Genomic DNA, 26,744 nt, shown 5'->3' on the forward strand with positions numbered 1-26,744 from the left:
ACACGATCTTGCGGCAGTTGAAGCGCAATGCTCCCAAACCCAGGCGAGACGACAATATTCGAGTTGTGGGTATAGATGATTGGAGTTGGCGGCAATCCTCGCACTACGGCACCATTATAATCGACCTTGAGCGCCGGTCAGTCATCGATATTCTGGACGACCGCAGCGTGGAAAGTGCAAAGGCATGGTTGCAAGAACGCCCATCTATCGAGGTTGTCAGCCGAGATCGATGTGGCCTCTATGCCCAGGGGCCGCCCGGGAGGGCGCACCCCAGGCCCGGCAGGTGGCCGATCGCTTCCATCTGGTTCAAAACCTTCGAGCCGCGATCAAGGAGCAGATGAGCCTTTCCGGTCATGCTCATGTCAGACCGATTTTGTCGGAAGACACGATCGCCAGCAACACGGCACAACACCGTCGGGCTCGCATGGCGCATAGACAATCGCGCCAGAAAACCTTTGATATGCTCCATGCCCTTCGTCAACAGGGCCTCACCTACAGCGAGATTGCGAGACGGACCGGATATGAACGCCGCAGCGTCGCGAATTGGCTTACTTCCACCGCACCTCGGGACAGAAACCGGGCGGCATTGAACCCAACATCGCCATTGTATTTTGAGGAGTTCCTGGCGGAATGCTGGCAGGATGGAAACCGCATCGGACGCCACCTGTTTTACGACCTTAAGATCCGCGGTTACACGGGCTGTCGTTCCAATCTCGAGCGATTGTTGAAGGTGTGGCGCGAAGCCGAACAGAATCTGCCGGATGATGTTTTCATGGAAGCAAATACGTCAGACCCGGTTCGTGATCCAGACACCGGCCATGCGATTTCCTCTGTCGTTGCAGCAGCTTTATGCATCAAGCCGCGCGGCCTTCTGACGGACCGTCAGGCCAGAAAGGTCGATGCCCTAAAGAATGGCTCGGCGGCGTTCGCCACAATGCGAAGCTTGGCTATGCGTTTCAACGGCATCCTGCGCAGCGGAAACCCGGAAGCCCTGGACGAATGGATCGACGATGCCATCGACACTGAACTCACGGCAATCACGCGCTTCGCTAGCGTGTTGCGCCGGGATATCGACGCCGTCAATAATGCAATCGAACTCCCTTGGAGCAACGGGCAAGCCGAAGGGCAGATCAATCGCCTTAAGACACTGAAGCGAGCCATGTATGGGCGCGCCGGCCCGGAATTGATGAGAGCGAGAATGCTGCAGCTCAATCACAGACTTTGAGGAAGAACCCATCGCTATCAACAATTTTGTCGATCTTGTTCTTGCCAAGCATTTGGCCCCCTCTGGACATTCAATGGTCGCTACCTCCTTCAGCACTGACGACCGACCAGTTTAGCCTCTGCGGAATGGTCCGAGCCAGACCGACACCCGCCCTATAAGATACTCCTATCCGAGCTTCTGAAGCCCTCGAGCGCTTTTAGGTGTCAAACCTACCCTCGACTCTCCAGGGGTCGTTTCCCTGGGAGATCCAAATTTCATCATGGCAGGACTTCCGACTTAGTCAGCTCCTCTCCCCTCAAACTCCCCGTCGATGGCTCGCGGCGTGACCGATGGCTGGCGAAGACGAGCAAACCGAACTAGGTTGTCCACGCAAAACCGTTAGGTTGAAGGGGACGTAGAGGGATTTCACGCAAATCACGCGGGCAGGACCGCCGATGCACCGGTCGCGAGTACTCGCGCTAATCTCACCGAGATCTCAAGGCAGTTCCAACACGAGGCTCGGGACCCGAGGCTTGGCAGCATTGTCCATATTGCGACACAATGTCCAACAAGCGAAAGAAACGCCCTAAATGCGATCGGCATATGATGTGCTTAACGAGCCGTTTACCAAGCGGAAATAGAATTTACCCTATAATTCAAGGGGTTCGAGCGCCATGTCATTTCTAAACCGAATAAGCATTCTTTCAAAACTGCTTTCCGTCATCATATTCATGTCGCTGATCATCGTCGCCTGTATCTGGTACGCGACCGCGCAAATGAAAGTGATCGACAGCTCCTATACTGCATTTCTCGATCACGAATCGCGAGCAGTGGCGAACGCTCGGCGCACGAACACATTCAGCTATGAACTGGTTTACAACGTTTTTCGAGCCATCGCGGAAACTGATCCCGACCAAATAAAGCGGTCGAGCGACGCGTTTGATAGCACTGTTCCCGAACTCAAGCAGATCCTCTCCGATCTTCGCCAGCAGGCGCCGGCTTTTTCCGACCGCATCGATGAGCTCGGGAAGAAGACCGACCTCTTCATCAACAACGTCACTGCAGTGATGGATCTAGTGAAGAAGGGTCAAGACAAGGAAGCTGTCGATTTGTATCATCGTCAGGTTGATCCGAGCTTCCATGAGCTCAGCCTGGCGATCCGCGGCCTCACGACAGACATCCAGTCATTCGCCGACAAGGGCTCGAACGATTTGACGGATAAAACGAATACGACCCGATTCCTGACCGCGACGTCTTCGGCGGCAGGACTGGTGGCTGGTTTCGTGATGGCAATCATTGCAATTGTCTTTGGCATTACCAAGCCGATGGCGGCGTTGCGCGCCACCATGGTGCGGCTGGCATCGAACGAAACGAATATTCAAATCCCCGGAATGGCACGAGGCGATGAGCTTGGGCAAATGGCTGGTGCGGTCGAAGTGTTCCGTCAGGCGGCCATTGCGAATAAGCGACTGGAGGCAGAGGCGGAGGAAAACCGCGCTCAGACGGAAGCGGACCGTCTCAGAGTGACAGCCGAGGCCGAAGCTGCCGCACAACAGCGCCTGAGGGAGGCAACTGTCGGTCTGGCAAATGGCTTGAAGCGGCTGGCCGCCGGTGATCTATCGTTCCAACTGACGGAGCCGCTCGCTCCAGACTTTGAAGCTCTGCGACACGATCTGAATGCGACGATCACCCAGCTAAGCGAAACGCTCCGCGAGGTCGCTCGTTCGACCGCATCGATTGATAGCGGTTCGCGCGAGATCAGCCAGAGCGCCGACGACCTTTCGCAGCGTACTGAAAAGCAGGCGGCTTCGCTTGAGGAAACGGCTGCGGCCCTCGACCAAATCACCGTCAATGTCTCGAACTCTTCCAAACGCGCCGAGGAAGCCCGCGCCGTGGCGATCCAGGCGAACGAGAGCGCGACACGATCTGGAAAGGTCGTTGCCAATGCCGTCGAGGCCATGAGCCGTATCGAACAGTCGTCGAACCAGATATCTAACATTATCGGCGTCATCGACGAGATTGCCTTCCAGACTAATCTGTTGGCGTTGAATGCAGGCGTCGAAGCGGCTCGTGCCGGAGATGCCGGAAAGGGCTTCGCCGTGGTGGCGCAGGAAGTGCGCGAACTGGCGCAGCGCTCCGCACTGGCGGCCAAGGAAATCAAGGATCTCATCCGTAATTCCACGACCGAGGTCGAAAGCGGCGTCAAGCTTGTGCGTGACACGGGCGAAGTCCTGCACGCCATCGAGCAGGACGTCGTGATTATCAATCAGCACATGGATGCGATCGCTACGTCAGCACGCGAACAGTCGACTGGTCTGGCCGAGGTCAACACCGCCGTCAACCAGATGGATCAGGTGACCCAACAAAATGCAGCCATGGTCGAGGAGACCAATGCCGCCGGTGCGACCTTAGCCGTGGAAGCCAGCCGCTTGAAGGAACTGATCGCCGGCTTCAAGCTCGATGGTGGCCAGGCGGCTGTCCGCGCCATCGACCGGGCGACCAAGCCCATCGCCTCTCCTGCCCGTGCCCTCGGGCAGAAGCTGGCCGGTGCTTTTGGCGGGAGGACCGCAGTTGCCACTGCGGCAAAGGAATGGGAAGAGTTTTGATGTTGGCTTCCTGACCTTGGGGCCACTCCGCCGCTTTTCATGGTGAGTCTACTCGGTATTACGCTCGCGTCCACGCCTAAGCGTGGGCGCGTGGATGATGTACGTCCCAAACTGCCCACTGCAACGACGCCGCGATCGGCACGCCGAGGACAATAGCCGTCCACATCGCGCTTGCAGTGCTGGCAAAACCAAGCAGCCAAAGGGATGCAATCAACCAGAGGCCAACAAGAAATTACTAAAATAGATGGTTCAAGATGGCGCCCAAACGATACTTCCGCCGTTATGCCTGAAATTTCAGCCACATTGGCTGGCGGTGTCCGCAGTTCCGGCTTCGGAACGAAATAGCAGGCAAAGCCCGCCGGCTCTCCACCCGTCCGCCGCCACTAACGCGGCCAAATCGTTCCAGCTGTAATTCCACCGTAAAATGGATGACTTCCAATCGCCGGTGGTGACAGACCTCTTCGAAATCCAGGCTTTGAAGAGGCTTTAGGCGAAGATTGTTCGGGCAGCAGGGAAGGAATTATGAAACACCTTGCGATAGGTCGGAATCGTTTCACCATTTGGTTCCCGATCACCGCCATTGTTTCGTGCAGGCTTTGTTCGATTTCGATCACGCTGAACATCCGCTAGACAGATTTAACATTGTGAGGATAAGGGGGCGGAGACTCCTCTCCGCCCCCTTTATATCGAAGCACCCTTATATACGCGCAATTTAGCAGTTCGGGTCGACGGCCTTCAGCTCTTCTTCATGGCGGCAGTCTTGCACTGCTCGCGGAATTTCTTGCGGTCCTTGCCATGCAGACCCTTGGCATCTGCGTCAGCCGAACATTTCTTGGAAATGGCCTGCTTCTGCGCGTCGGCAGCAGCCGGCTTCGCAGCCGTAGTCGTTGTCGCCGCCGGCTTCGCAGCGTTGGTGGTTGCCGCAGTAGCAGCCGGTTTGACGGTAGTGTCAGTGGTTGTGGCGGTTGAAGACGCCGCGAAAGCCGAGCCGGAGAATGCCAGCATGCCAGCGAGGGCGAGAGCATAGGTGATTTTCATATGTTGCCTCCGAAAGTTAGGGGGTGTCTTAGGGGACACATGTATTTCTGCATGCCGCATCTGAACCCGATATGAATGCTTGAATTGACGTGTGGAAACCCCTCGTGTTGCGCATCGGGTTGTCGTCTCCCGTGATGGCTGGACATCATCGCCATGTTTGGTCACGCTCGATCACGGCCCGCGGCGCGGCTTGCCCGGCCACCGTCCGCCGCAACGCAGTCATGGCCACTCATCTTGGCATCACAGAGCGCTTGGTCCGCAGCCTCCACTAACTCGGCCTGGTTCATGGACGTCGATATATCCGATAACCGCCAGCGATTGATGAGCGCTCGTACCACCACCTGGGCAGCGGAAATTGATGCTAAGCGTCACGAACGACGATGTTACGTCCGTTCTCTTTAGCTCTGTAGAGAGCGCTGTCTGCCCTGCCGAGGAGCAATTCCCGACTAGAATTACCTACTTCCAAAGAGGCCACGCCGATACTGACTGTCACAAACTGGTTCGGACTGCCTTTATGTTCGATCGCTAATTGCAGCACGCTCTTCCGGATGAGTTCTCCGATGACGATTGCCTCTGGTAGGCTGGCAGTCGGAAGGAGCACAGCAAATTCTTCGCCGCCATAGCGCGCAACGATATCGCCCGGCCGCACGCGGTCTCGAATAGACTCTCCTATCTTCTTCAGACATCTATCGCCGGCGGGATGACCGTAGCCATCGTTGAACGACTTGAACCAGTCCACATCGATCATGAGAAGGGCGAGGTCTTTCTCGCCTTCTAAAGCGAGATCGAATTCTCGTGAGAAGGCGGCATCAAACAACCGGCGGTTCGACAGACCCGTAAGCCCATCTTGATCTGCAAGCGTCTGTAGTCGGCGATTTGCTTCCTGAAGCTGCTCCTCGATCGCTTTGCGCTCCGAAACATCCCTTAGGGTTCCGATAATACCTGACGGGAGGTCCGATTGCCGATCCATCAGCGCCTTTAGCTGCGCTTCGACCCAGATCCAACGCCCATCGCGATGACGCAAGCGACAGAGAAGCAAATGGCGCTCGAGGTCGCCGTCGACAAGCGACTGAAATGCCGATCCTGCACGTTCAGTATCTTCGGGATGTGTGATCGCAATTAGGTGCGTGCCGATCAGTTCCTCAGCTTCGCGACCGAGGATATCGTAGCATGCCGGAGAGACGTACCGGTGAACAAGATCAACATCGAGTTGGAAAACCATATCGGTTCCATGGTTCGCCAGCAGCCGGTAGCGAGCCTCGCTTTCCTTAAGCCGTTGCTCACCGACTACCCGGTCATGAATATCCCTGCCTACCGAATGAATAGCGGTTACTTGCCCGTCCAAGTCTCTCAGGGCCTTGTTGGTCCATGCCATCCATCTGACCCGGCCATCGGGCAACACGACTTGATTTTGATTCTCAATGCTGTGATCGACGCTGCAAACCTTGCCCAAATGGTGCTCGACCGCCAATCGGCTGGTCTCTGGAATGAAGTCGAACAGACTCTTTCCGATCATTTCGTCGGGTTCGCGACCATAGTGACGTGCGTAGGCATGATTGACAAATCGAAGCTCCCCCTCAGGGCTTGCCAGCGACACCAACTCCGTTTGGCTTTCCACGAGATCCCTATATCGCACTTCGCTTAAGGCTAATTGGCGCTTCGCTGCTTTCAGTGCAGTCACATCCGTGATGACCGCCAACGACACACCCTGGGCTTCACCCGGAAGCCTATCCAAAACCGCCGACAACAAAACATCGATAATGCGGCCGTTCTTGCAAACCATTTGATATTCGATGTTGTCGCTATGGCCGGTCAGAAAGAAGGCCGGAAGGACTTCCCGCAATGCGTACGCGCGCGACTCGGCGGTTAGAAACTCAGACGAACGTCTGCCGATAACTTCTTCTCGAGTGTAACCGAGTTTATCCAGCCACGCATCGCTCACCGAGATCAGTAGGCCGTCCTTGTTGATCGAATGGAGCATCGCTGGTGTGACTTTGGTTCGGTGCTCGAGCTCGGTCCTGATTTCTTCATTGCGCCAAGCTTCGATATCAAAGGTGGAATTCCGCGACACTTACACTCCGATTTGGCCTCGGCCCGCACTTGTCTTGCGGGCCACAACAAAAAAATCCTCCATCGTTCATTATCTCCGGCGCATTATAATAGAATTAAGGACGGGATTTTTGGCCTCAAATTCGATCGTTTAAACGGCCTGACATTTCAATGGTACTACTTGAACCTCGACCATCCCCTTGGACCAGCGAGATTTCCGACCGAGGATGCAAGTGAGTTGCTCTTGATGGGAGTGGAACTGGGACCCACCTCTCCGCGCGAAGCGGTGTCCAGGCAACTGTGATCTCCGTTTCACCCAAAGTTTTTTGGGCAGGACAATCTGCGTGAAACGTCGAGGCAAAGCTTGGATGCATGAGCGGGAGCATCCAAGGAATAAATATTCTACAAATTATATAGAAAAAGAATGACCTGTCTTTCTCCGGCGCCTGGGTCACGCTAGCATTCTGCCCATCATCCGGTGAAGCAAACCACAGGGACAGGGACATAGACATGCCGACCGAATTCATCAGCGTCACCTTTCCGAATGCCTCGACCGAACTCAGCCCTCTCGAAAATTCGGCGCTCGACCCGCAATTCATCGAGCGCTACGCCCGTTCGCTCGACGATTATGGCTTCAACTATACCCTCATTCCCTATGACAGCGCGTCCTTCGATCCCTTTACAATCGGCGCGACGGTTGCGGCGCACACGAAGAACATCAAGATTATCATCGCTCTTCGCCCGAACACGATCTATCCGACGGTTGCTGCAAAATCGCTCGCGACGCTTGATCAGTTGAGCGGCGGGCGGGTGGTCGTTCACTTCATTGCAGGCGGTAGCGATGAAGAACAGGCCAGGGAAGGCGACTTTCTCGACAAGCATCAGCGATATGAACGGCAGGAGGAGTATATCCGCATTCTGCGCCGCGTCTGGCAGTCGAGCGAGCCCTTTGACTTCGACGGCCGGTATTATCAATTCAAGCAGTTTCACAGCCGAGTGCGTCCGGTCAACGGCACCATCCCGGTGTCGGTCGGCGGGTCGTCGGACGACGCCTATCGCATCGGTGGCGCACTCGCCGATATCTTCGGCCTGTGGGGCGAGCCGCTGGCAGAAACGAAACAGCAAATCGATCGCGTCTACGCCGAAGCGGCTCGCGCCGGACGTAAGGATCGCCCGCGGATCTGGGTGACTTTCCGTCCGATTGTCGCGGAAACCGACGAGCTTGCCTGGGCGAAGGCGCATCGCACTCTCGACCTTTTAAAGGGAAATCGAGCAAAAGGCCTTGGTAAGGTTCCGCCGGACGCCCCTTCCCCGCAGAATATCGGCTCGCAGCGCCTGCTTGAAATTGCCTCGCGCGGTGATGTGCATGATCGGGCCCTCTGGTACCCGACGGTGACGGCGACCAATGCGCGCGGTGCGTCCACAGCCCTGGTCGGCTCGCCAAGAACGATCGCGGACTCCATTCTCGACTACGTCGATCTCGGGGCGGATCTCATCTCGATCCGTGGCTATGACAACCTGAACGACGCCATCGATTACGGCCGCTATATTCTGCCGCTCGTCAGAGCGGATCTGGCGGAACGAGAGGCACCGCAGCAAGCGGTCGCCTAATCGAGCATCGTCACACGCTAACGAATACCATTCGGCGAACATCATTTGGATTGTGACTGCGAAGATCAGCCGTCGCGCGGTGGGTTCCGCGCCACGGCATTCCTCGCTGCTTCAAAGAGGCTGATGCAAAGTGTCCTATAACACCATTGATCTGGCGGACGTCACCCGCAAGCTTGCCGCCGCCGCCCCGGCGGCTGACGCATCTGGCGCATTTCCCTGGCCCGGCATTGAGGCCGTCCATGCTGCCGGTCTTCTCGAAAGCACTGTGGCAACACGGTTTGGTGGGACAGGCGCGAGCATTGCCGATGTTGGGCGCATCCTCGCAGCACTTGGTCGTGGCGATCCATCCGTCGCCCTGATTAGCGCGATGACCATATTTACGCATCTCGGACAGGCAGCAGGCAGCAAATGGCCGGAGCCACTTTACCGACGTTTACTCGAAGACGCGCGTGACCGCCCAATCCTGCTGAACGCGGCACGGGTCGAACCCGACCTTGGCTCTCCGGCCCGGGGTGGGCTTCCCGACACATTGGCGCGTCGTATCGCGGGCGGGTGGGCGATCTCCGGTCGCAAGCGCTTTGTCACGGGTGCCCTCGGCCTCACCCATTTCCTTGTCTGGGCGCGCACCGATGAAACACCGCAGCGGGTCGGCACTTTCGTCGTTCCATCGCAACTTCCCGGCATCAAGGTGATCGAGAACTGGAAGAGCCTGGGAATGCGGGCCAGCGGCTCTCACGACGTCGAATTCAAAGATGTCCAGGTGCCGCTCGAAGACGCCCTCGATCTGGTCGACGTCTCCATCGGCACGCAGGACAACCGTACCCATGCCGCCGCTTCCGTGGCGCTGACCGCCATATATCTCGGAGCAGCGGAAGCTGCCCAGGAGGCGTTCATCCGCTTCGGTCACGAACGGATACCCGCCAATCTCGGCGCTCCGATTGCAAGAACGGACAGGTTCGTTTCCGCGGCCGGCGAGATCGACCTGCTCGTGGGCGGAGCAAGACAAATCCTGTTCAACGCGCTCGACCATTCGTTGGATGAACCGGAAGCTCTCATCAGGGCGCGCCTTCTTGCGGCGCGCAACATACGCGACGCGGTCCAGCTCGCCGTTCGCACGCTCGGCAACCCCGGTCTCAACGGTGATCTGGGAATCGAGCGGCATTTTCGCGATATCCAATCGGTCCTGGTTCATGCGCCCCAGGAAGACACCTCGGTGTCTATTCTCGGACGCTCGGCATGCGACAGATGGAGCCGAAAGGCCGAGGAGAAGCCGCGTCTTTTCATCGAGGAAAAAACTCCCGACGGAATCTCCGCCTCTCAGCAAGCGGAGAACACACGGGAGCTTCTGAACGCGGTTTCTGGAAGGCGGGCATGACGCGCTACATCATTATCGGAGCAGGCGCCGTCGGTGCGAGCCTTGCCGCACAATTTGAGCTTTCGGGCATCGACTACGCCCTTGTCGGACGCGGCGCCCAGATCAGGCACATCATCAATCACGGCCTCGTCTACCAGCGGCCCGCCGGGATACGGCAGATCCGGCTGAAAGCCTTCGACACTGCAGAGCCACCATCACTGCGGCAGGGCGACATCCTGCTGTTGACGGTAAAATCACAGGATGCCGCAGAAGCCCTCGCCTTTTGGGCCTGGCGGACAATCGAACACTCGGAGGCGCTGACCGTATCCAGCATGCCGATCGTCACGTTTCAAAATGGCCTGGCAACGGAGACGGCGGCTCTTAGATTTTTTCCGAACGTCTATGGGGCCAGCATCCTGACCCCTGCGCGCTTTACAGAGACCGGTCACGTCGTGGTCGGAGGCGATCCTCAGGTGGCGATCGTGACCGTCGGCCGTTATCCGCGCGGCACGGACGAGACGGCTGCCAAGGTCGTCGCGGATCTTGGCCGGTCGGACTACATTGCCGAGACGACCAGCGATATCAAGCGATGGAAGGCGGCGAAGCTTCTTCACAATGTACGCAATGTGCTGGAGCTTTTCGACGGCGCGGAAGACGAGCGGGCAGTATTCAGTGCAGCCCTTGTCGAGGAGGCCGAGACAGTCCTCAAGGCGGCGGGCCATACGTTCGCGTCTCCCTCGGAACGTACAATCAGCATAGCGCACTGGAAGATCGCCGAGAATTCCGGCATTCGGCCCGGCCAGCAATCGACCTGGCAGAGTTTCACTCGCGGCGTCTCAAGCGAAGTCGATTACCTGAACGGAGAGATCGTACTTCTCGGCCGTCTGCATGGGATAGTTACGCCTCATAACCGCGCCGCCCAGGAAATTGCCGGATCCGCGGCGCGACAAGATGGCTTCACGGCGCCCCTTCCTTTCGCTAGTCTTCGCCAGCTTGCCAAGAACTACCTGTCTTTCTCCACCCTTATCCCTTCGAGGCCGAAAGCACATCAGACGGGCTAGTCCCGGAATAGCGCATGTGAAGGCATCCGGACCGACGCAATGAAAATATCCGAACACATCCTGACCACCGCCGGCAGCCTCTTCTACAAGGAAGGCATTCGCGCCGTCGGCATCGACCGCATCGTCGACGAAGCCAAGGTCGCCAAAGCCACCCTTTACCGACACTTTCCGTCCAAGGATCATCTTGTCGCCGCCTATCTGACGGAGCGTCACGAGCGCGTCCTTCTCCAGTTGAGAGAGGTCACATCCGCCGCCACGCTATTGCCGCGTGACCAGATCGCCCTGATTTTCGAGCGCCTGTTCGAAAAGGCCGACAGCCCCGAGTTTCGCGGCTGCGCCTTTGCGTTGGCGGTCGCCGAGCATGGCGATTCCGAGCGCGTCGTCTCAATCGCTCGCGAGCACAAGAATGCCGTGCGCGACATCTTCCGTTCCATCATGTCCGCCGCCCGGTGTTCCACCGAACAGGCTGCTGCTCACATGTCTCTGCTTTACGAAGGGGCGCTGGCGACGGTTGCCGTCGGCCGTGATCCCCAAGCCGTTCTGGTGGCGCGTGACTGCGCACTATCCGTCTTCGATATGGCGACTGGCCAATTCATCCCGTCTGGAGGCAAGCTTTATGACCAAAACCATTGATTACTTCTTCGGGATCGGATCGCCATGGGCCTATATAGGCCTCGACGCCTTTGTCGAACTTGTGGCGCAATCCGGTGCAAAGATCCGCCCCTATCTCATTCCGCTGATCGTCGAAAATGGCGCGATCTACTCGCGTGATCGCCCCGACGCCCGTCGTGCATACTGGATGAAGGATCTCCAGCGCTGGGCCGCACTTCGCGGCAAGAAGCTCGATTTCACGAACCGGTCTGGGCTTTCCGATCCGACGCCGGCCGGCTTTCTTGTTTTGGCGGCTCAGCTCGAAGGGCAGGATTGGGTCGCACTCGCCCGCGCGCTGCAACACGCTTTCTGGGGCACCGCTGCGGATATCGGCAGCGCCGATGTGCGAAAGGCGATAGCCGACGCCGCAGGGTTTGATGGTGCAGCGCTTGAGGCTCGCGCGGCGCTGCCCGATATCTCCGAACTCTGGAGCAGCAATCGCGACACTGCAAAGGAGGCCGGCGTCTTCGGCCTTCCGACCTACCGCTATGATGGCGAACTCTATTGGGGGCAGGACAGCCTCCCCTTCCTGGAGCGTCATCTGTCGGGTGAAAAGCTGGTGCCCTGACATAGCGCCGAACGATTTCAGGCCGAACAGGCCTGAAGTCTGCGGCCACTCTTTGCCAAGTCAGAGACGACAACTGCCACGTCGTCTTTGCTGTCGATCCAGAAAGCAGAACATCCTCACGCATGACATCAGGACCTCGTAACTGACCGGCGAACTGCCGCAGGTGCGGATATTCAGGGGCCTAAGGTTCAATATCGATCCTGAGGAGATCGATACGGATGCGCTGATCGCCAGCCGGATTTTAAGCCCGCAATTCCCTCGCCAACAGGGCCGAAAAATGCTGATCCCTACATCGGCCAAAACCGGACAAAATAATCCATAAAATTAGTAGAAAAAGAACAACCAGTCTTTCTCCTTTTGGTTCTGCCTGCATAGTCTCTGTTTCAGGAATTAGCAGAACCCGAACCATCAGGATCCCCTCATGACCGAACGCCTTTTTTCGCTGTCTCTTTCCCGGCGCCGCCTGTTGATCACCACTTCGGCCGTGGCGACCGGCGCCTTGGTGGCGATGGCGGGCCTCACGCCGGCGTACAGTGCCGGCGGACCGACCAGTGGCGGTGACATCACCTTCCTCATTGATTCATTGGGCGATACCTGGATCCCGAACAACAGTGCGATTTCCAGTTTTCAGGGCCACATATGGGGTCACGTAACCGACAAGCTCGTTTATGTGGACGCCGACGGCAAGGTTAGCCCCTGGATCGCGGAGCGCTGGGAGCAGAATGACAAAGCCACCGAGTTCACCCTCCATCTCAAAAACGGCGTAACGTTCTCAAACGGCACGCCTCTCGATGCGTCTGCCGTCGTCGCCAATCTCGACATCTGGTATGCCGGACGCAAGAAAGAGGGCATCAACCCGATTGGGCTCTTCCCGAAGACCTACGACCATGCCGAGGCGATTGACGCAACCACAGTCAGGGTCTTCTTCAAGAAGCCGACACTCGGCTTTATTCCGACGCTCGGCTACCACGGTTCGATCCTCATCTCCCCGAAGACCATCGCGCAGCCCGCCCCCCAACAGGCTGATCTGAGCAAGACCTCCGGCAGCGGCCCCTATGTGGTCGATTCCTGGAAGGAGGGCGACTTCGTCAAGCTGGTCAAGCGCAAGGATTACAACTGGGGTCCTCCGGCGGTCGGTCATACCGGTCCAGCCTATCTCGACACGATTACCTACAAGCTGGTGTCCGAACCGTCGCTGCGCGTGGCCGCCGTCCAGTCCGGCCAGGCCGACGTTGCCTATAATGCCTCGCCGCAGGAACTGACGTCGCTCAAGCAGGAGGGCTTCACTGTCTCGACACCGCGTTATCTCGGCTTCGTGAACGGCTGGGCGATCAACACCAAGCTTGCGCCTTACGATGACGTCAAGGTGCGTCAGGCCTTGCAGGCTAGCATCAATCGTCAGGAAATCATCGATACCGTCTATACGCCAGACTGGAAACTCGCGACGTCATTCATCCAGAGCAACGTGCCCGGCGCGACCGATCACAGTGAACTGCTGGCCTACAATCCTGACAGGGCCGAAAAGCTTCTCGACGAGGCGGGCTGGGTCAAGGGAGCGGGCGGCATACGCACCAAGGATGGCAAGCAACTGTCATTGATACTCAACTCCAACCCCTATCTCGCGACCTCGAAATCGATCGACGAACTCATCGCCCAGCAGCTCGGCAAGATCGGCTGGAAGGTCGACATCCGGGCATACGACGTGGTGACGTATGGCCAGAAAGTTCAATATGGCGGCCCGGGAGTGCCGGCCTACGAGGTGACGCGCAGCTTCATCGACGCTGGCACCGTCGCCGGCATCCTCACCGACGCCAACAATGGCGAGAATTGGTTCGCTCTCGGAGAGAGCGACAAGACCCTAAACGACTTGCGCGACAAGATCGCCAGCGCCGGCTCCGTTGAGTCGAGAAATCCGCTCCTCGACGAACTTCAGAAATACGTCCTCGAGCAGGGCTACTTCATTCCGCGCACCCAGATCGTCCAGCGTATCTATGTGCAATCTCCCAAGCTCAAGGGCCAGACGTACAACGGCGTCGCCTACGCCAACTACTATACAGCCACGCTAAGCGAATAACCGGCCGTGCAACCGAGAAACGTGACGAGATGACCGGCATGAGCAATGCCTACCTAAACTACGCCGCAAAACGCCTGTTTCAGGCCGTCATCGTCATCCTGCTGGCCTATGTCTTCACCTTCGTCGTCGTCAGCATCCTGCCTGGCGACCCCATTACGAACGTCCTGCGCAATCCCCAGAACGGCTTCAGCGAGGCGGAGATCCAGGAAATCATCGCCGCCCAGGGCTTGGACAAGCCGGTCCTGGTGCAATTGTCGACATCTCTATCTCACTTTCTCATCGGAGACCTCGGCATGTCGATGCGGACCAACCGGGCCGTGACGACAATGATCGCCGAGGTGCTTCCCTCGACACTGGTTCTCGCCTTTGCGGGTCTCGTCGTCGCACTGCTTTTGGCGATCGTGATTTCATACGGCACTCAGTTCCTGCCAAAAAGGTTCGGCCAGGGCTTGCTGCGGGGTTTCCCATCCTTGTTCCTGTCGGTGCCGAATTTCGTGATTGGCCTCGTGCTGATCCACATCTTCGGTTTCCAGCTCGGCCTCTTCCGCGTGATTAACCCCGATAGCTTCTGGGCAACTTTTTTCGCAGCGGTCGCGCTCGGTATTCCGATATCAGCACAGATCGCCGAGGTGCTCATCGCCAACCTCGATCACGAAACGGGGCAGGAATATGCCGCCGTCGCGCGCAGCCGCGGCCTCGGACAGATGCGTTTGTTTGTCAGGCACCTGCTCAAACCGTCGTCGCTTCCCGTCATTACCGTCGTCGCTCTGACGATCGGCGAACTGCTCGGCGGCTCGCTCATCACCGAGGCGGTGTTCGGGCGCACCGGCGTCGGCAGCCTGGTCCAGCGTTCAGTCAGCACCCAGGATCTGCCCGTCCTGCAAGCCATCGTGTCACTCGCAGCGGTGGTGTTCGTGCTGGTCAATCTCATCGCCGATCTTGTCTATCCGCTGCTCGACCCGCGCGTAAAACTGCTTGGTGATGCAGAGCGCCGCCCAGTCGCCTCGGACGAGGGCTCCAGCGGCATTTCCAAGTCGGTGCTATCATGACACTGGTCTCCACCAACACCCCCCTGCGCATTACCATTGGCAGCCGACTTACCGGTTTCCGATTGCCGGCGACGGTCGCACTCTCGTTCGCTATCGTAGCGATCGCGATCGCCTGGTCGCTCGCGCCTGGCCTGTTTACGAGCCATAACCCTGCAGTCGGCATTCCCGCCCAAAAGCTGCTCGGCCCCAGTGCCGAGCACTGGTTCGGTACCGACCAGCTGGGCCGCGATCTCTACACCCGCGTCGTCTATGGCTCGGCCTCCTCGGTCAGAAGCGCGCTGATCGCCGTCGTCATCGGCGCCGTCGCCGGCGGCTTCATTGGTCTCGTTGCCGGCTTCTTCGGCGGCCGTGTGGACACCGTGCTCGCCCGCCTGGTCGACGTCCTGCTTGCAATTCCGAAATTCCTGCTTGCCGTCATCGTCGTCACCGCGATCGGCTTCGACACCACGAACGCCGCCATCGCCACCGGCATCTCGTCGGTGGCCGTCTTTGCCCGGGTCATGCGCTCGGAGGTCATCAAGACCAGACAGGCAACCTTCATCGAGGCTTCTTTTCTGTCGGGAGGCTCGCGCTGGCACATCCTGTGGCGGCATGTCCTGCCGAACGCATCGCGTTCCGTGCTGCCGCTTGCCGTTCTGCAGTTCGGCGACTCGATCCTGGTAATCGCCAGTCTCGCCTTCCTCGGCTACGGCGATCCGCCACCAGCCTCCGATTGGGGTCTGCTGATCTCGATCGGCAAGGACTACCTCAAGTGGCCGTGGCTGGTCTACGCACCCGCCTTCGTCACGATCGCGACCGTCCTCTCTGTAAATAGGATCAGCCGATGGCTTCGCAAGATAGACTAAATGCAGCCCTCATCCATGTCGGAGAAAACGCGCTGCTGCCGCAACGGTCAGCGCCTCTGCTTCAAGTAGATGGCCTGTCTGTTTCGTATGGGCACCAAGAAGTCGTCACCAACATCGGATTCGAACTCGGCCGGGGCAAGAGCCTCGCGCTCATCGGGGAATCGGGCTCGGGCAAGTCGACCATCGCACGGGCCGTACTGCGATTACTTCCTCGTGCCGGGCAGGCGACCGGCCGCATCGCATTCGAGGGTCAGGACATATTGCAGCTCTCCGAGCGCCGCTTCCGCCAGCTGCGGGGGCGGGCTATCGGGTTCGTTCCACAGGATCCAGGAAACGCACTCAATCCGGTGCGGACAATCGGTGCGCAGGCGATGGAAGCGGCAGCCCTCGTCGACGAGCCCAGCAAGGCAATCCGCAAGGCGCTTGTCCTTGAGACGTTTGCTCAGGTCGGGCTCGACAATCCCCAGCGCGTCTATGATTCCTACCCACACCAGCTGTCCGGCGGCATGCTCCAACGCGTGCTGATCGGTCTTGCGGTCTTGCCGCGACCGCTGCTGCTGATCGCGGATGAGCCGACCTCGGCACTCGATGTGACGATCCAGAAGCGAATTCTCGACCTGCTCTCGCGGTTGCAGCAGGACCTCGCCATCAGCTTGCTGCTCATCACCCATGACCTCGCGATCGCAGCCGAACGGGCAAACTCCCTGGTGGTGCTCAAGGATGGTGTGGTTCAGGAGGCCGGCGGCACGGCGGCCGTCTTCTCCTCACCGACATCGGCCTACGCAAAGGAGCTGCATGCCGACGTTCCGGCCCTCAACCCCGATCGTTACCGCAAGTTGCGCGATCCCGGCTTCCGCCTCCTCGACGCCGATGCCGGCAAGGCGCCGAAGATCGAACTCAAAGGTATCACCAAAAGCTTCACGGTCGACGGCAAGCTTCTGACGGCCGTCGATGGCGTTTCATTCTCGGTGCCGGCGGGCACGACGCATGCGCTGGTCGGAGAGTCCGGTTCAGGCAAGACGACGACGATCCGGCTGCTGCTTGGGCTCGATCAACCGGACAGCGGGGATATTTCGGTTGCCGGAGAAAAGCTGAACGGTCGCTCACATCAGTCGCTGCGCACGGCGTGGCGCCACCTTCAGCTCGTCTATCAAAATCCATTCACCTCGCTCGATCCGACCTGGAAGGTCGAGCAGCTGGTGCGCGAACCGCTCGACAGGTTCGACATCGGAACTCGCTCGGAGCGAACGGAGAGGGTCCGCGAAGCGCTCTCCAATGTCGGACTTGGCGAGCATCTGCTTTCGCGTAAGCCGCAAGCCTTGTCGGGCGGCCAGCGCCAACGCGTTGCCATTGCCCGATCGCTGGTTCTGAAACCGGACGTGATCGTGCTTGACGAGCCAACTTCAGCGCTTGACGTCAGCGTCCAGGCGGACATCGTTGAAGTATTGCTCTCGCTGCAGGCAAGCCTTGGCCTGACCTACATATTCGTCTCCCACGATCTGGCCCTTGTGCGCCAGCTCGCTCACACCGTCTCCGTGATGCAGCGCGGGCGCATCGTCGAACACGGCAGCGTCAAGGACATTTTCGACACCCCCCTTGAGCCGTACACGGTGTCTTTGCTGGAAGCGATCCCAAGCGGCGCCACCGGCGTTTCCCGTTTGCCCCCGCCGCAATTCCGTCGGATCACTAGCCAGGAAAAGATCGCATGAGTATCGCCGCCATCGCCAGTACCCTGTCCGCGCCATTCCGCCCCAAGCGTCGGCTCGGCTTCAACACCCGGGTGTCGTTCAGCGACGACGCAGGGCCGGCGCAGGGACTGCGCGACGGGATAGAACTGTTCAAGGCGGCCGAGCGGCTTGGTTATCAGTCGGGCTGGGCTTATCAGCGCCACTTCGATCACTACTTGTCCTCTCCGATCCCGTTCTTTGCCGCGGCCGGCCAGCATACAAGCCATATCACGCTGGGATCGGCGGTTATCCCGATGCGCTATCAGGACCCCATCCTGCTTGCCGAAGCGGCCGCCACCGCCGACCTGCTCATCGGCGGAAGACTGGAACTGGCCATCTCGACCGGTGCCAACGCTGCATTCGACGCGGTATTCGGTTCGGTCGACACCGATGCCCGGACGGAGGCAAAGCGCCGCCAGGCGCGTTTTCTGGCGGCAATCGCCGGTGAGGTTCTCCACACTGTCGATGGTCCGGGCCAGGGAGCTCCGGAAGGCACGGAGCTGCGTGTGACGCCGCACAGCCCGACGCTACGGTCCCGTATCCGGCAGGGTTCGGCAAGCTTGGGCTCGGCTGTGCAGGCTGCCGAGCTCGGGATCGGGCTCATCTCGGGAACCGTACAGCACGACCACGCCGAAGGCGAAACCTTCGGGGAGTATCAGGCACGCGCCATCGACGCTTTCCGTACGACATGGCGCCAGAGGCAGGGCACCGAGCCGCCACCCGTCACGGTCGCGGCATCGATCCTGGTCGCCACCACCGCCGAATTGCGGGAGAAATACGCCGCTTACGACCTCGAGCGCCTAACCAAAGGGATCGCAGCCTCCCGCCCCAGCGGTGCCCTCGAACCAACCGCGCCGGCCGTTCAGCCTCCAGGCATCCAGATTTCTCCAGTCTTCCACGGCACCCCCGACCAAGTGATCGAGGCGGTGCTGAAGGACCCCGGCCTGGCGGCGGCCGACGAGATTGTCCTCTTCCTGCCGCCCGCTTTCGGTCTTGCGGAGAATGTGAGGCTGCTGACCGATCTCGCCCAGACGGTGGCCCCGAGCCTTGGCTGGTCGCCAACCGCGTGACGATGCATACCTAGATCGGGAGAGGCTTGTCCGGATTTCCTCTCGACCGAGACCGCCGCCCCTAAGCCATCTCTGCCGTAGCGCCAGATTCAAATTGAGCTCCACGCCATATGGCGGAGGCCTCGGAATCGGCAAACAGCAATCGCAAATGAGCGATGAGCTGGCCCGCGCGAGGATCGGCCAGACGATAGACCACGGCCTTCGCCACGCGCCTTCCGACAATGATGCCGGCGTCTCGCAACTCCCCGATCTGCTGTGAAAGCGTCGGCTGGTGGACGTCGAGAATCTCCTCCAGTTCACTCACCGTCCTTGCGCCCTCCATGAGTACGCACAAGATCGCCAGCCGAACCGGGTTCGCCATAGCTCTCATGAAATCCGAAGCCGCACCGATCGCACGACATTTGACCTTCGGCTCATGCGGCCTGCGCGGGTGGCCTTTGTGATCTTCAGTTTTGGTCATCTGTTTCGGACCTTGCATTTGACGGGAATAGTTTTCTCTTTCTCATGAAGTTTTCAGCGTCGAATTTCTCGCCATCAATTCTCTACTCATTATATAAATTTATATAACAACTAGCAACGAGGGAAATCTCTTGGCTTTCAGGATTGGCCATCATCCGAACAATCTGCACCTTCATCTGGCATCCCTCTGGCCGGGAGCGTTTGCCACGATGAACCCGGAATTCGTCCTCTATCATGAAGGGCGCGACACACCGGCAAAGCTTGTTCGCGGCGAATTCGATATCGGTGGAACGGGCTCTACCCCGCCCATCCTCGCCGCAGCATCCGGGCTTTCTGTTTCCTATGTAGCAGCATCGGCACCCCGCCCGGCCAATGGCGCGATATTGGTCAGAAAAACCTCCGATATCGAAAGCATTACCGATCTCAAGGGGGAAGCGATCGCGCTGGTCGACGGTTCCTTTCTCACTTATTTCCTTGCCAAACAGCTCGGAGAATCCGACTTGACCCTGGCCGACATCCGGCGCCGGGACATGGCGCCCGGGCCATCGCGTGACGCGCTGAAGGACGGCGCGGTTGCCGCCTGGGTCGCCATGGCGCCCCATCTCGAGCAGTCGCTGCTCAGTGGTGAATTTCGCGTCCTTGCCCATTGCGGCGACCTCATCCCAAACCGCTCGCTATTCTGGACCATTGACGAACGCGGCATTTCGCGCGCCGCAGCTACTGATTTCGCAGGCGAATTGGAGCGTCTCGGCAAGGAGATTGCCGCCGATCCCGAAAAGGCGGCCTCCCTGCTTTCGACGGGCGGAGACGAAGCAGAACGGCGGGCGTGGACACGTGTCGTTTCTGGCCGCAACTGGCAGGCTACGGCCGCCGATGACGCAGTTCTTCGCGAGCAACAGGCAGAAGCCGATACGCTTTTCAAACATGGCGACCTGCCGGCCCGACTGACAATTGAGACGACAAGTAACAAAGAGATCTGAAATGAACGTGCTCTGGTACATGTGCGCGCCTGATGGCGCATATCCGTGGAAAGCTGAGGGATCGCGCACCATCGACTACGGCTATTACAAGCAGCTTGCCCAGGCCTATGACCATCTCGGCTTCACGGGCGCATTGTTTGCGACCGGCGCTCACGACGTCTGGCCGCTCGCCGGTGCACTCCTTCCCTATACGGAGCGGATGAAGTTTCTCATCGCTTTCCATCCGGGTCTCATCGCACCGACGCTACTCGCCAAGATGGCGGCGACCTTCCAGGAATTCTCGAACGGCCGGCTGATGCTGAACGTCGTCTCAGGCGACGCCAAGATGCTTGGCGCCTACGGCATGATGCTGCCGCACGATGAGCGCTATGTCATGGCGGACGAATATCTGACCGTCTGGCACCGGCTGATGACCGGCGAGAGCGTTACCCATAAGGGAAAGTATTTCCAGACGGAGGGCGCAAAGCTCGCGCTGCCGGCCGGATCGGCCATCAAGCCGCCGCCACTCTGGTTTGGCGGTTCATCCGACAGCGCGATCGAGGTTGCCGCCAAACATGTCGAGACCTATCTCTCCTGGGGCGAAACTCCGGAGCAGATGGGCAACAAGGTTGCCAAGGTGAAGCTTCGCGCCGAGGCGCACGGCCGCTCCCTCAACTACGGTATCCGGCTCTATGTCATCGTCCGTCAGACGGATGAAAAAGCCTGGGAAGCGGCTGCGGACCTCTACGAGCAAATGGATGACGCCGCGATCGCGGCCAACCAGCGCTTCGTTTCCAATACGGATTCCGTCGGCCAGCAAAGGATGAGCGCAATGCATGGCGGCATCAAGCCTGCCAACCTGCGCGATCTCGAGATCTCCCCCAATCTATGGGCCGGGATCGGCCTCGTACGACCTGGGCCGGGCACCGCCATTGTCGGCTCGCCCGACACGGTGATCCGCACGCTGGAGGCCTATCAGAAGGTCGGAGTCGACACGTTCATCCTCTCCGGCATGCCGCTCCTGGAAGAAGCCTATCGCTTCGGCGAACTCGTTTTGCCGCGGCTGCCCGTCGAGCGCGCTGCACCCGAACGCAAGCACTTCACCTGGTCGACGCTGTTCGATCGCGATCTTGGTGGAAAGCCCGCACATGGCTGACATTTCGACCATGGACCGAAACGTCCCCGGCGATATCGGCAGTTCACCGTCACAGAGACGGGCAGGCAAAAGACTAGCGCGATTTGCGGCCCGTCTCGTCTCGCCGGTCGCAATCATCATTGCCTGGCAGATCGCGAGCATGACGGGAGTTCTGCCGCCGCGCATTCTTGCCTCGCCCGGCGAAATCCTTGGTGCAGCGGATCGATTGATCATGTCGGGCGAGCTCATTACGGGCCTGGCCGTGTCCTTCCTGCGTGTCCTGTTCGGGTTCTCGATCGCCTTTGTCGTCGGCGTCGCGCTGGCGCTTGTAGCGGGTCTTTCCCGGTTCGGAGAATCCGCCATTGATCCGCCGCTTCAGATGCTGAAGGCCATGCCTTTTCTCGGTCTCTTGCCTCTCTTCATCCTGTGGTTCGGGATTGGCGAGGCGCCAAAGGTCGGCCTTGTTGCGTTCGGAACGGTTTTCCCGATCTATCTGACGCTCCATGGCGGCATTCGCGGCATTGACAGAAAACTCATCGAAGCCGGCCGAACGCTCGGCCTCGATACAGCAGGCATCATCCGCCACATCATCATCCCCGGCGCACTGCCCTCCCTTCTGGTCGGTGTTCGATACGGCCTCAGCGTTGCCTGGCTCAGCCTCGTGGTCGGCGAACAGATCAATGCGTCCAGCGGCATCGGCTACATCATCACCTATGCCCGCGATTTCCTGCAGACGGATGTCATCGTGGTATGCCTCATGGTCTACGCCATCATGGGACTGCTGACGGACGGTCTGGTGCGGCTGCTCGAAGCCTATGCGCTGCGCTGGCGCCCGGAGGTGATCGCATGACACCGCTCGTCGATATTCGTGGCCTTACCCGTTCCTTCGGCGGTCCCGCAATCCTCAATGACATTGATCTGACGATTGCCAAGGGCGAATTCGTCGCCCTGCTTGGCCGCAGCGGTTCCGGCAAGTCCACGCTTCTGCGCGTGCTTGCCGGCCTCGATGCTGCGCCAGCCCGACGATTGCAACTTCCCCAACGGCGCTCCGTCGTGTTTCAAGAGCCGAGGCTGATGCCATGGAAGACCGTGATCGACAACGTCACGCTCGGCGTCAAGCGGCAGGATGCGCGCTCCATTGCCGTGCAAGCGCTTGAGGATGTCGGCCTTTCGCATCGACAAAGTGCCTGGCCCTTCACCCTTTCCGGCGGCGAGGCGCAGCGAGCGGCCCTCGCCCGTGCGCTCGTGCGCGAGCCCGAACTCCTGCTGCTCGACGAGCCCTTTGCCGCTCTCGATGCGCTGACGCGCCTGCGCATGCACGGGCTGGTGTTCGATCTCTGGCGGAAACACAGGCCTGCCGTCCTGCTGGTCACCCACGACATCGGCGAAGCCATCACGCTCGCCGATCGCATTCTCGTGCTCGAAAACGGTCGTTTCACCAGGGAGATCGTTGTCCCACTCGATCATCCCCGTCGCCGCAGCAGCCCGGAAGCAAGCCGCATCGAAGCCGAGCTTTTGACCGAACTCGGCGTCGAACCCTCGCATGCCTGACATATCGCTACCACGCACGCCATCCCGGCAGATCGGAACAGGAAAATGATCACGAAACGTCAATTCTTCATCGCCATGGCAGCGATAGCCGGTATCGCGAACCTCGCGCCCGCTGCCCATGCCGCGGATCAGGTGGTGCGGATCGGCTGGCTACGCGGGCCGAATGATATCACGCTCGCCAAATCACGCGGCACGCTTGAAAAAGCACTCGCCGAAAAAGGCATCAAGGTGGAATGGGCCGGTCCCTTTCCTGCGGCAGCCCCCGCCTTCGAAGCCCTGAACGCCGGCAGCATAGACATCACCGCCGGCAGCTCGACATCGGCGATCACGGCACTTGCGGCCAAAGTCCCGCTCGTCGTCTTTGCCTATCAGAAGATGGCCGCAGGTTCGGAAGGCATCGTCGTCAAGAGGGATTCCGATATCGGCTCCATCAAAGACCTTGCCGGCAAGAAAGTTGCCGTCAATCGCGGCGGCACGGGCGAATATCTGCTCATGCGGGGTCTCGCGACCAACGGCGTCGACCCGAAGAGCGTGGAGCGTGTCTATCTGAGCCCGAGCGACAGCGGCCCGAGCTTCACACAAGGTCATGTCGACGCCTGGGCAACCTGGGACCCCTTCCTGACGATCGCCGAGAAAGCCTATGACGGCAAAGTCGTTGCCGATGGCGCCGCTATCCGTTCGGACAATGCCGTCGTCCTGGTCGCGAGCAGGGAGTTCGCCCAATCCAAGCCTGGCCAACTGCAACTCGTTTTCGATGTGATCAAGTCGGAGAACGCCTGGGCCGTCGCCAACAAGACCGAAGCAGGAGCAATCTGGGTCAAGGAAATGAATGTGCCGGCCGACCTCGCAAAGAAAATTGGCGAGAACAATGCTGTGCCGACGACGGCGGTCTCCAAGGCGGATGCCGAGCAGATCGGCAAGGTGGCCGAATGGTACGCCAAGAACGGGATCATTCCGAATGCCCCAGATATCAATTCCGGCGTCATCTCACTGAAGTGAGCTCGCCTCGATATCGACAACATTCTCGAAATCGCTGTCCGGGCAGAATGCCGGGACAGCGGTCGGGGGTCGCCTTGATTGGAGCGGAACCAGAGAAACCGTCATTTGGCGTTTGGCGCAGTTAGCGGGATTCGAACTGACAACCGCGCAACTGTCATCACCTGAAATCCCGTGTCTTCACCTTGATCGCATCCAAATGCAGATAAGGATCGACGATATCCCGCGCCCGAGGCCCCTTCGGAAACCCGCGCGGATCCGGTGCCGGCGACCCATGATGAAACTCATCCCCTCGTCCATGCGGCAACGGGAAGACGGCATCACGATCCCCGACGCTTGCCAGCTCTGCGGACAGATCGATCAGCCGATGCGCAACCAGATGCACGACGTCCCCTTCCCGCTGAATGCGTCCATAGACGCCGATCATGCCGGCGCCGAGCACGACACGGCGGTATTGCTCGAAGGTCTTTAGCCAGACGACAAGGTTGGCAATGCCGGTCTCGTCCTCGATGGTGATGAACATCACACCCTTGGCGGACCCCGGCCGCTGGCGAACAAGGATGAGGCCGGCTGCCTCAAGCCATGTGCCATCACGCGACTGCATCGCCTCACGGCAGGTGACGATGCGGCGCTTCCCCAGATCGGCGCGCAGGAATGAGAGGGGATGGCTGCGCAGGGTCAATCCGACATGGCCGTAATCCTCGACCACCTCGCCGCCTGACGTCATCGGTCTCAGCGCCACCGCCGGTTCGTTCAGTTCCGCCACGGTCTGGTATTCCCGAGCCGATGCGGCGGCAAATAGCGGTAGCGGTTCATCGCGCAACGCCTTGATCGCCCAGAGCGCCTCGCGCCGGGCCAGTTTTAGCGACGGCTGGAAGGCATCGGCTTCTGCGAGTTCGACCAGCGAGGCGGCGGGCACGCCGGCGCGGCGCCAGAGATCATCGACCGAGGCGAAGGGTTGGTCCGCGCGTGCCGCAACAATTGCCGCGGCGTCGGCGTTGGCGAGCCCCTTGACCATGCGCAGGCCAAGCCGGACGGCAAACCGGCTGTCGTCACCCGTCGGCTCGAGCGTGCAATCCCAGCGGCTGGCATTGACGCAGACTGGGCGGACCTCGACGCCGTGATCGCGCGCGTCGCGGACGATCTGGGCCGGTGCATAAAAGCCCATCGGCTGGGCATTAAGGAGGGCGGCGCAAAAGACGTCCGGATGGGGTCCTTTGCGGGAGGGGGCGATATACTCCCATGTCCTTTTTCAAGTGGAAGACGCAAAAATCCTTCCGCCATACCGAAGGCGTAGCGATTGTGTTGTCGTGACGATGCCGTTGGGTCGAGGGCGGAGCAGCGCTGGCGACGGTCGATCAATCTCCCATGCGCGGGTTGGATACCGCAGGAACGCTTTTCGTCGCGGCCTGCCTCGCACTACGCACGGGCGTCGGGTTGAACCGGCCCATAGTATTCTCGAGGATTGCCTGACCTTGCGCTCCGCCCCCGGCCCAACGGGGCGATGGTCAGATCAGGACGGCGCTGGCGCCACTTCCTGTCCGATCGCCCAGACAAACCCACACAGTTCGCGCGCGATGGCGGTAACGACGACGGTCGGCTTCTTTCCGGTCGCGCTGAGCTTGCGATAGCGCCCGCACAAGCGCACCTGCGCCTTCCAGGCGATGTCGCGCACCGGCTTTTCCTGTCGCTCAACAATCAGCACCTTTTCCGACGCCAGACGTGGCGGATAACGGTAGCTCCAGGCTGCCTCCACCAGCATCCGGCGTGCTTCGCTGTTGCCCGCCTTGGTGATGCCGCCGCGCCAAACCCTCGTGCCGCTCGATTGTTCGGATGGCACAAGGCCTAGATAGGCCATAAGCTGGCGCGGCGCTTCGAAACGGCTGAGATCGCCGACCGAGGCCAGGAAGATCACCGCCGAGATTGTGTCGAGCCCACGCATGGCGCGCAGCGCTTCGACCAGCGGGGCCATCGACCAATCCGGGAGCATGGCCGCGATCCGAGCCTCAAGTTGGTCACGGCGATCCTGCGCCGTCCATGCCGCCTCAACGTAATCCTGGAAGACGATCTGGTGCGGCGCCTGCTCGAAGGTCTGAAGACCGAGCCACCGCCGATGCCGCAGTGTCCAGTTCTTCCTATTGGGGCCGTAGATTCGGCCATGACGCAGCAGAAAGGCCAGGCATTGCTGCCGGGCCCGTGTGAGCTGGGCGGTGGCGTCCATGCGGGCACGTACCAGGTCGCGGATTGCCTCATGTACCGGGTCGGGCACCCAGACACTTGTCAGGTCACCTACACGGTGCTGGCGCGCCAGCTTCTCGGAATCGCGCCGGTCGGTCTTGATGCGCTCTCCGGGCTTGCGCGGAATCAGGCTAGGGGCGACAACCATGCAGCTATGGCCAAGATTCAGCAGCTGCCGATAGATGCCATAACCGCATCCGCCAGCCTCATAGCAGAACTCCAACCGGTGTCCGTCTTTCGATAATCGTTGCGCCAGCTTTGCTATATCGGGCGGAGTGTTGGGGATGGCGCCGATGAAACGAACGGCGCCGTCGCGACCGTCTTCGGCAACCGTGATGGAAATGCTGGCCTTGTGAACGTCGAGGCCGACATAGAGAGCTTTCTTCTGCATGATCCCTCCGGAATGCGAGGTCGCGCCACCCTCGGCACGACAACTCGATTCTGAAGGATCGGGCTCGTTTCTCCACCGGCAGCCCAAAGGACATACAGACTACCTTAA

Annotated in this window: 20 protein-coding genes and 3 pseudogenes; 17 read left to right on the top strand and 6 right to left on the bottom strand. The window is 59.7% G+C overall.

Annotation, left to right across the window (positions count from 1 at the left end):
• Positions 1–1,225, top strand: a pseudogene (locus tag GA0061102_RS30370) (ISL3 family transposase); the annotation flags it as partial.
• A gap of 653 nt (positions 1,226–1,878) precedes the next feature.
• Positions 1,879–3,810: a methyl-accepting chemotaxis protein gene (locus GA0061102_RS30375; RefSeq protein WP_092856081.1), complete on the top strand. Its 1,932-nt coding sequence runs from the start codon at positions 1,879–1,881 to the stop codon at positions 3,808–3,810.
• A gap of 76 nt (positions 3,811–3,886) precedes the next feature.
• On the opposite strand, the pseudogene GA0061102_RS30380 reads toward GA0061102_RS30375, so the two are convergent.
• The 3 genes and pseudogenes from GA0061102_RS30380 to GA0061102_RS30390 form a co-directional block, all read right to left on the bottom strand.
• Positions 3,887–4,030 (bottom strand): annotated as a pseudogene (locus GA0061102_RS30380) (hypothetical protein); the annotation flags it as partial.
• Between the two features lie 515 nt (positions 4,031–4,545).
• The gene (locus GA0061102_RS30385; RefSeq protein ID WP_092856085.1) at positions 4,546–4,848 is read right to left on the bottom strand and encodes a PsiF family protein; all 303 of its coding nucleotides are present in this window, start codon (positions 4,846–4,848) and stop codon (positions 4,546–4,548) included.
• A 361-nt stretch (positions 4,849–5,209) separates the two neighbouring features.
• Positions 5,210–6,919 (bottom strand): sensor domain-containing diguanylate cyclase, encoded by a 1,710-nt coding sequence (locus tag GA0061102_RS30390; RefSeq protein ID WP_092856087.1) that lies wholly within the window; start codon positions 6,917–6,919, stop codon positions 5,210–5,212.
• Between the two features lie 488 nt (positions 6,920–7,407).
• Between GA0061102_RS30390 and GA0061102_RS30395 the strand changes: the two genes are divergently transcribed.
• From GA0061102_RS30395 to GA0061102_RS30440, 10 genes are all read left to right on the top strand, one after another.
• Complete coding sequence (locus GA0061102_RS30395) at positions 7,408–8,508, top strand: LLM class flavin-dependent oxidoreductase (protein ID WP_092856089.1); 1,101 nt, start codon at positions 7,408–7,410, stop codon at positions 8,506–8,508.
• A gap of 130 nt (positions 8,509–8,638) precedes the next feature.
• The gene (locus GA0061102_RS30400; RefSeq protein WP_092856091.1) at positions 8,639–9,883 is read left to right on the top strand and encodes an acyl-CoA dehydrogenase family protein; all 1,245 of its coding nucleotides are present in this window, start codon (positions 8,639–8,641) and stop codon (positions 9,881–9,883) included.
• Positions 9,880–10,923 carry a ketopantoate reductase family protein gene (locus tag GA0061102_RS30405; RefSeq protein ID WP_092856093.1) on the top strand — a complete coding sequence of 348 codons (1,044 nt, stop codon included), beginning with the start codon at positions 9,880–9,882 and terminating at the stop codon, positions 10,921–10,923. The genes GA0061102_RS30400 and GA0061102_RS30405 overlap by 4 nt, the downstream gene beginning before the upstream one ends.
• 39 nt (positions 10,924–10,962) lie before the next feature.
• The gene (locus GA0061102_RS30410; RefSeq protein ID WP_092856095.1) at positions 10,963–11,556 is read left to right on the top strand and encodes a TetR/AcrR family transcriptional regulator; all 594 of its coding nucleotides are present in this window, start codon (positions 10,963–10,965) and stop codon (positions 11,554–11,556) included.
• The gene (locus tag GA0061102_RS30415) at positions 11,540–12,142 is read left to right on the top strand and encodes a 2-hydroxychromene-2-carboxylate isomerase (protein WP_092856097.1); all 603 of its coding nucleotides are present in this window, start codon (positions 11,540–11,542) and stop codon (positions 12,140–12,142) included. Before GA0061102_RS30410 ends, GA0061102_RS30415 begins: the two co-directional genes overlap by 17 nt.
• Positions 12,143–12,563: 421 nt before the next feature.
• Complete coding sequence (locus GA0061102_RS30420; protein ID WP_092856099.1) at positions 12,564–14,216, top strand: ABC transporter substrate-binding protein; 1,653 nt, start codon at positions 12,564–12,566, stop codon at positions 14,214–14,216.
• A 38-nt stretch (positions 14,217–14,254) separates the two neighbouring features.
• On the top strand, positions 14,255–15,265 hold the full coding sequence (locus tag GA0061102_RS30425; RefSeq protein ID WP_092856115.1) for an ABC transporter permease: 1,011 nt from the start codon (positions 14,255–14,257) through the stop codon (positions 15,263–15,265).
• Positions 15,262–16,110 carry an ABC transporter permease gene (locus GA0061102_RS30430; protein WP_092856101.1) on the top strand — a complete coding sequence of 283 codons (849 nt, stop codon included), beginning with the start codon at positions 15,262–15,264 and terminating at the stop codon, positions 16,108–16,110. Before GA0061102_RS30425 ends, GA0061102_RS30430 begins: the two co-directional genes overlap by 4 nt.
• Positions 16,089–17,819 (top strand): dipeptide ABC transporter ATP-binding protein, encoded by a 1,731-nt coding sequence (locus GA0061102_RS30435; protein WP_092856103.1) that lies wholly within the window; start codon positions 16,089–16,091, stop codon positions 17,817–17,819. Before GA0061102_RS30430 ends, GA0061102_RS30435 begins: the two co-directional genes overlap by 22 nt.
• Positions 17,816–18,907, top strand: coding sequence for an LLM class flavin-dependent oxidoreductase (locus GA0061102_RS30440; protein ID WP_092856105.1), 1,092 nt, complete (start codon positions 17,816–17,818; stop codon positions 18,905–18,907). The genes GA0061102_RS30435 and GA0061102_RS30440 overlap by 4 nt, the downstream gene beginning before the upstream one ends.
• A 61-nt stretch (positions 18,908–18,968) precedes the next feature.
• On the opposite strand, the gene GA0061102_RS30445 is transcribed toward GA0061102_RS30440, so the two are convergent.
• On the bottom strand, positions 18,969–19,367 hold the full coding sequence (locus GA0061102_RS30445; RefSeq protein WP_245298184.1) for an ArsR/SmtB family transcription factor: 399 nt from the start codon (positions 19,365–19,367) through the stop codon (positions 18,969–18,971).
• A 130-nt stretch (positions 19,368–19,497) separates the two neighbouring features.
• Between GA0061102_RS30445 and GA0061102_RS30450 the strand changes: the two genes are divergently transcribed.
• The 5 genes from GA0061102_RS30450 to GA0061102_RS30470 are packed head-to-tail and all read left to right on the top strand — an operon-like array spanning position 19,498 to position 24,010.
• Positions 19,498–20,346 (top strand): ABC transporter substrate-binding protein, encoded by an 849-nt coding sequence (locus tag GA0061102_RS30450; protein ID WP_245298185.1) that lies wholly within the window; start codon positions 19,498–19,500, stop codon positions 20,344–20,346.
• Position 20,347: 1 nt separating this feature from the next.
• Positions 20,348–21,481 carry an LLM class flavin-dependent oxidoreductase gene (locus GA0061102_RS30455; RefSeq protein ID WP_092856107.1) on the top strand — a complete coding sequence of 378 codons (1,134 nt, stop codon included), beginning with the start codon at positions 20,348–20,350 and terminating at the stop codon, positions 21,479–21,481.
• Positions 21,474–22,310, top strand: coding sequence for an ABC transporter permease subunit (locus tag GA0061102_RS30460; protein WP_245298186.1), 837 nt, complete (start codon positions 21,474–21,476; stop codon positions 22,308–22,310). The genes GA0061102_RS30455 and GA0061102_RS30460 overlap by 8 nt, the downstream gene beginning before the upstream one ends.
• Positions 22,307–23,011: an ABC transporter ATP-binding protein gene (locus GA0061102_RS30465; RefSeq protein WP_092856109.1), complete on the top strand. Its 705-nt coding sequence runs from the start codon at positions 22,307–22,309 to the stop codon at positions 23,009–23,011. The genes GA0061102_RS30460 and GA0061102_RS30465 overlap by 4 nt, the downstream gene beginning before the upstream one ends.
• Before the next feature lie 45 nt (positions 23,012–23,056).
• Complete coding sequence (locus GA0061102_RS30470; protein WP_245298187.1) at positions 23,057–24,010, top strand: aliphatic sulfonate ABC transporter substrate-binding protein; 954 nt, start codon at positions 23,057–23,059, stop codon at positions 24,008–24,010.
• 157 nt (positions 24,011–24,167) lie between these two features.
• Here GA0061102_RS30470 and GA0061102_RS30475 read toward each other — a convergent pair.
• Both GA0061102_RS30475 and GA0061102_RS30480 read right to left on the bottom strand, forming a co-directional pair.
• Positions 24,168–25,226, bottom strand: a pseudogene (locus tag GA0061102_RS30475) (helix-hairpin-helix domain-containing protein); the annotation flags it as partial.
• A 294-nt stretch (positions 25,227–25,520) separates the two neighbouring features.
• Positions 25,521–26,636, bottom strand: a complete 1,116-nt coding sequence (locus GA0061102_RS30480) for an IS110 family RNA-guided transposase (RefSeq protein ID WP_092856113.1) — start codon at positions 26,634–26,636, stop codon at positions 25,521–25,523.
• Positions 26,637–26,744: the final 108 nt, after the last annotated feature.

Source organism: Martinezella miluonensis, assembly GCF_900094545.1.
GTDB classification, from domain to species: Bacteria; Pseudomonadota; Alphaproteobacteria; order Rhizobiales; family Rhizobiaceae; genus Rhizobium; species Rhizobium miluonense.

What these genes read in the sequence shown, in the direction of transcription:
- GA0061102_RS30415 (WP_092856097.1), top strand. Translation starts at nt 11,540, where the DNA reads ATGACCAAAACCATTGATTACTTCTTCGGGATCGGATCGCCATGGGCC.
- GA0061102_RS30435 (WP_092856103.1), top strand. Translation starts at nt 16,089, where the DNA reads ATGGCTTCGCAAGATAGACTAAATGCAGCCCTCATCCATGTCGGAGAA.
- GA0061102_RS30445 (WP_245298184.1), bottom strand. Translation starts at nt 19,367, where the DNA reads ATGACCAAAACTGAAGATCACAAAGGCCACCCGCGCAGGCCGCATGAG.
- GA0061102_RS30460 (WP_245298186.1), top strand. Translation starts at nt 21,474, where the DNA reads ATGGCTGACATTTCGACCATGGACCGAAACGTCCCCGGCGATATCGGC.
- GA0061102_RS30395 (WP_092856089.1), top strand. Translation starts at nt 7,408, where the DNA reads ATGCCGACCGAATTCATCAGCGTCACCTTTCCGAATGCCTCGACCGAA.
- GA0061102_RS30455 (WP_092856107.1), top strand. Translation starts at nt 20,348, where the DNA reads ATGAACGTGCTCTGGTACATGTGCGCGCCTGATGGCGCATATCCGTGG.
- GA0061102_RS30430 (WP_092856101.1), top strand. Translation starts at nt 15,262, where the DNA reads ATGACACTGGTCTCCACCAACACCCCCCTGCGCATTACCATTGGCAGC.
- GA0061102_RS30375 (WP_092856081.1), top strand. Translation starts at nt 1,879, where the DNA reads ATGTCATTTCTAAACCGAATAAGCATTCTTTCAAAACTGCTTTCCGTC.
- GA0061102_RS30405 (WP_092856093.1), top strand. Translation starts at nt 9,880, where the DNA reads ATGACGCGCTACATCATTATCGGAGCAGGCGCCGTCGGTGCGAGCCTT.
- GA0061102_RS30465 (WP_092856109.1), top strand. Translation starts at nt 22,307, where the DNA reads ATGACACCGCTCGTCGATATTCGTGGCCTTACCCGTTCCTTCGGCGGT.
- GA0061102_RS30410 (WP_092856095.1), top strand. Translation starts at nt 10,963, where the DNA reads ATGAAAATATCCGAACACATCCTGACCACCGCCGGCAGCCTCTTCTAC.
- GA0061102_RS30440 (WP_092856105.1), top strand. Translation starts at nt 17,816, where the DNA reads ATGAGTATCGCCGCCATCGCCAGTACCCTGTCCGCGCCATTCCGCCCC.
- GA0061102_RS30480 (WP_092856113.1), bottom strand. Translation starts at nt 26,636, where the DNA reads ATGCAGAAGAAAGCTCTCTATGTCGGCCTCGACGTTCACAAGGCCAGC.
- GA0061102_RS30385 (WP_092856085.1), bottom strand. Translation starts at nt 4,848, where the DNA reads ATGAAAATCACCTATGCTCTCGCCCTCGCTGGCATGCTGGCATTCTCC.
- GA0061102_RS30420 (WP_092856099.1), top strand. Translation starts at nt 12,564, where the DNA reads ATGACCGAACGCCTTTTTTCGCTGTCTCTTTCCCGGCGCCGCCTGTTG.
- GA0061102_RS30470 (WP_245298187.1), top strand. Translation starts at nt 23,057, where the DNA reads ATGATCACGAAACGTCAATTCTTCATCGCCATGGCAGCGATAGCCGGT.
- GA0061102_RS30425 (WP_092856115.1), top strand. Translation starts at nt 14,255, where the DNA reads ATGAGCAATGCCTACCTAAACTACGCCGCAAAACGCCTGTTTCAGGCC.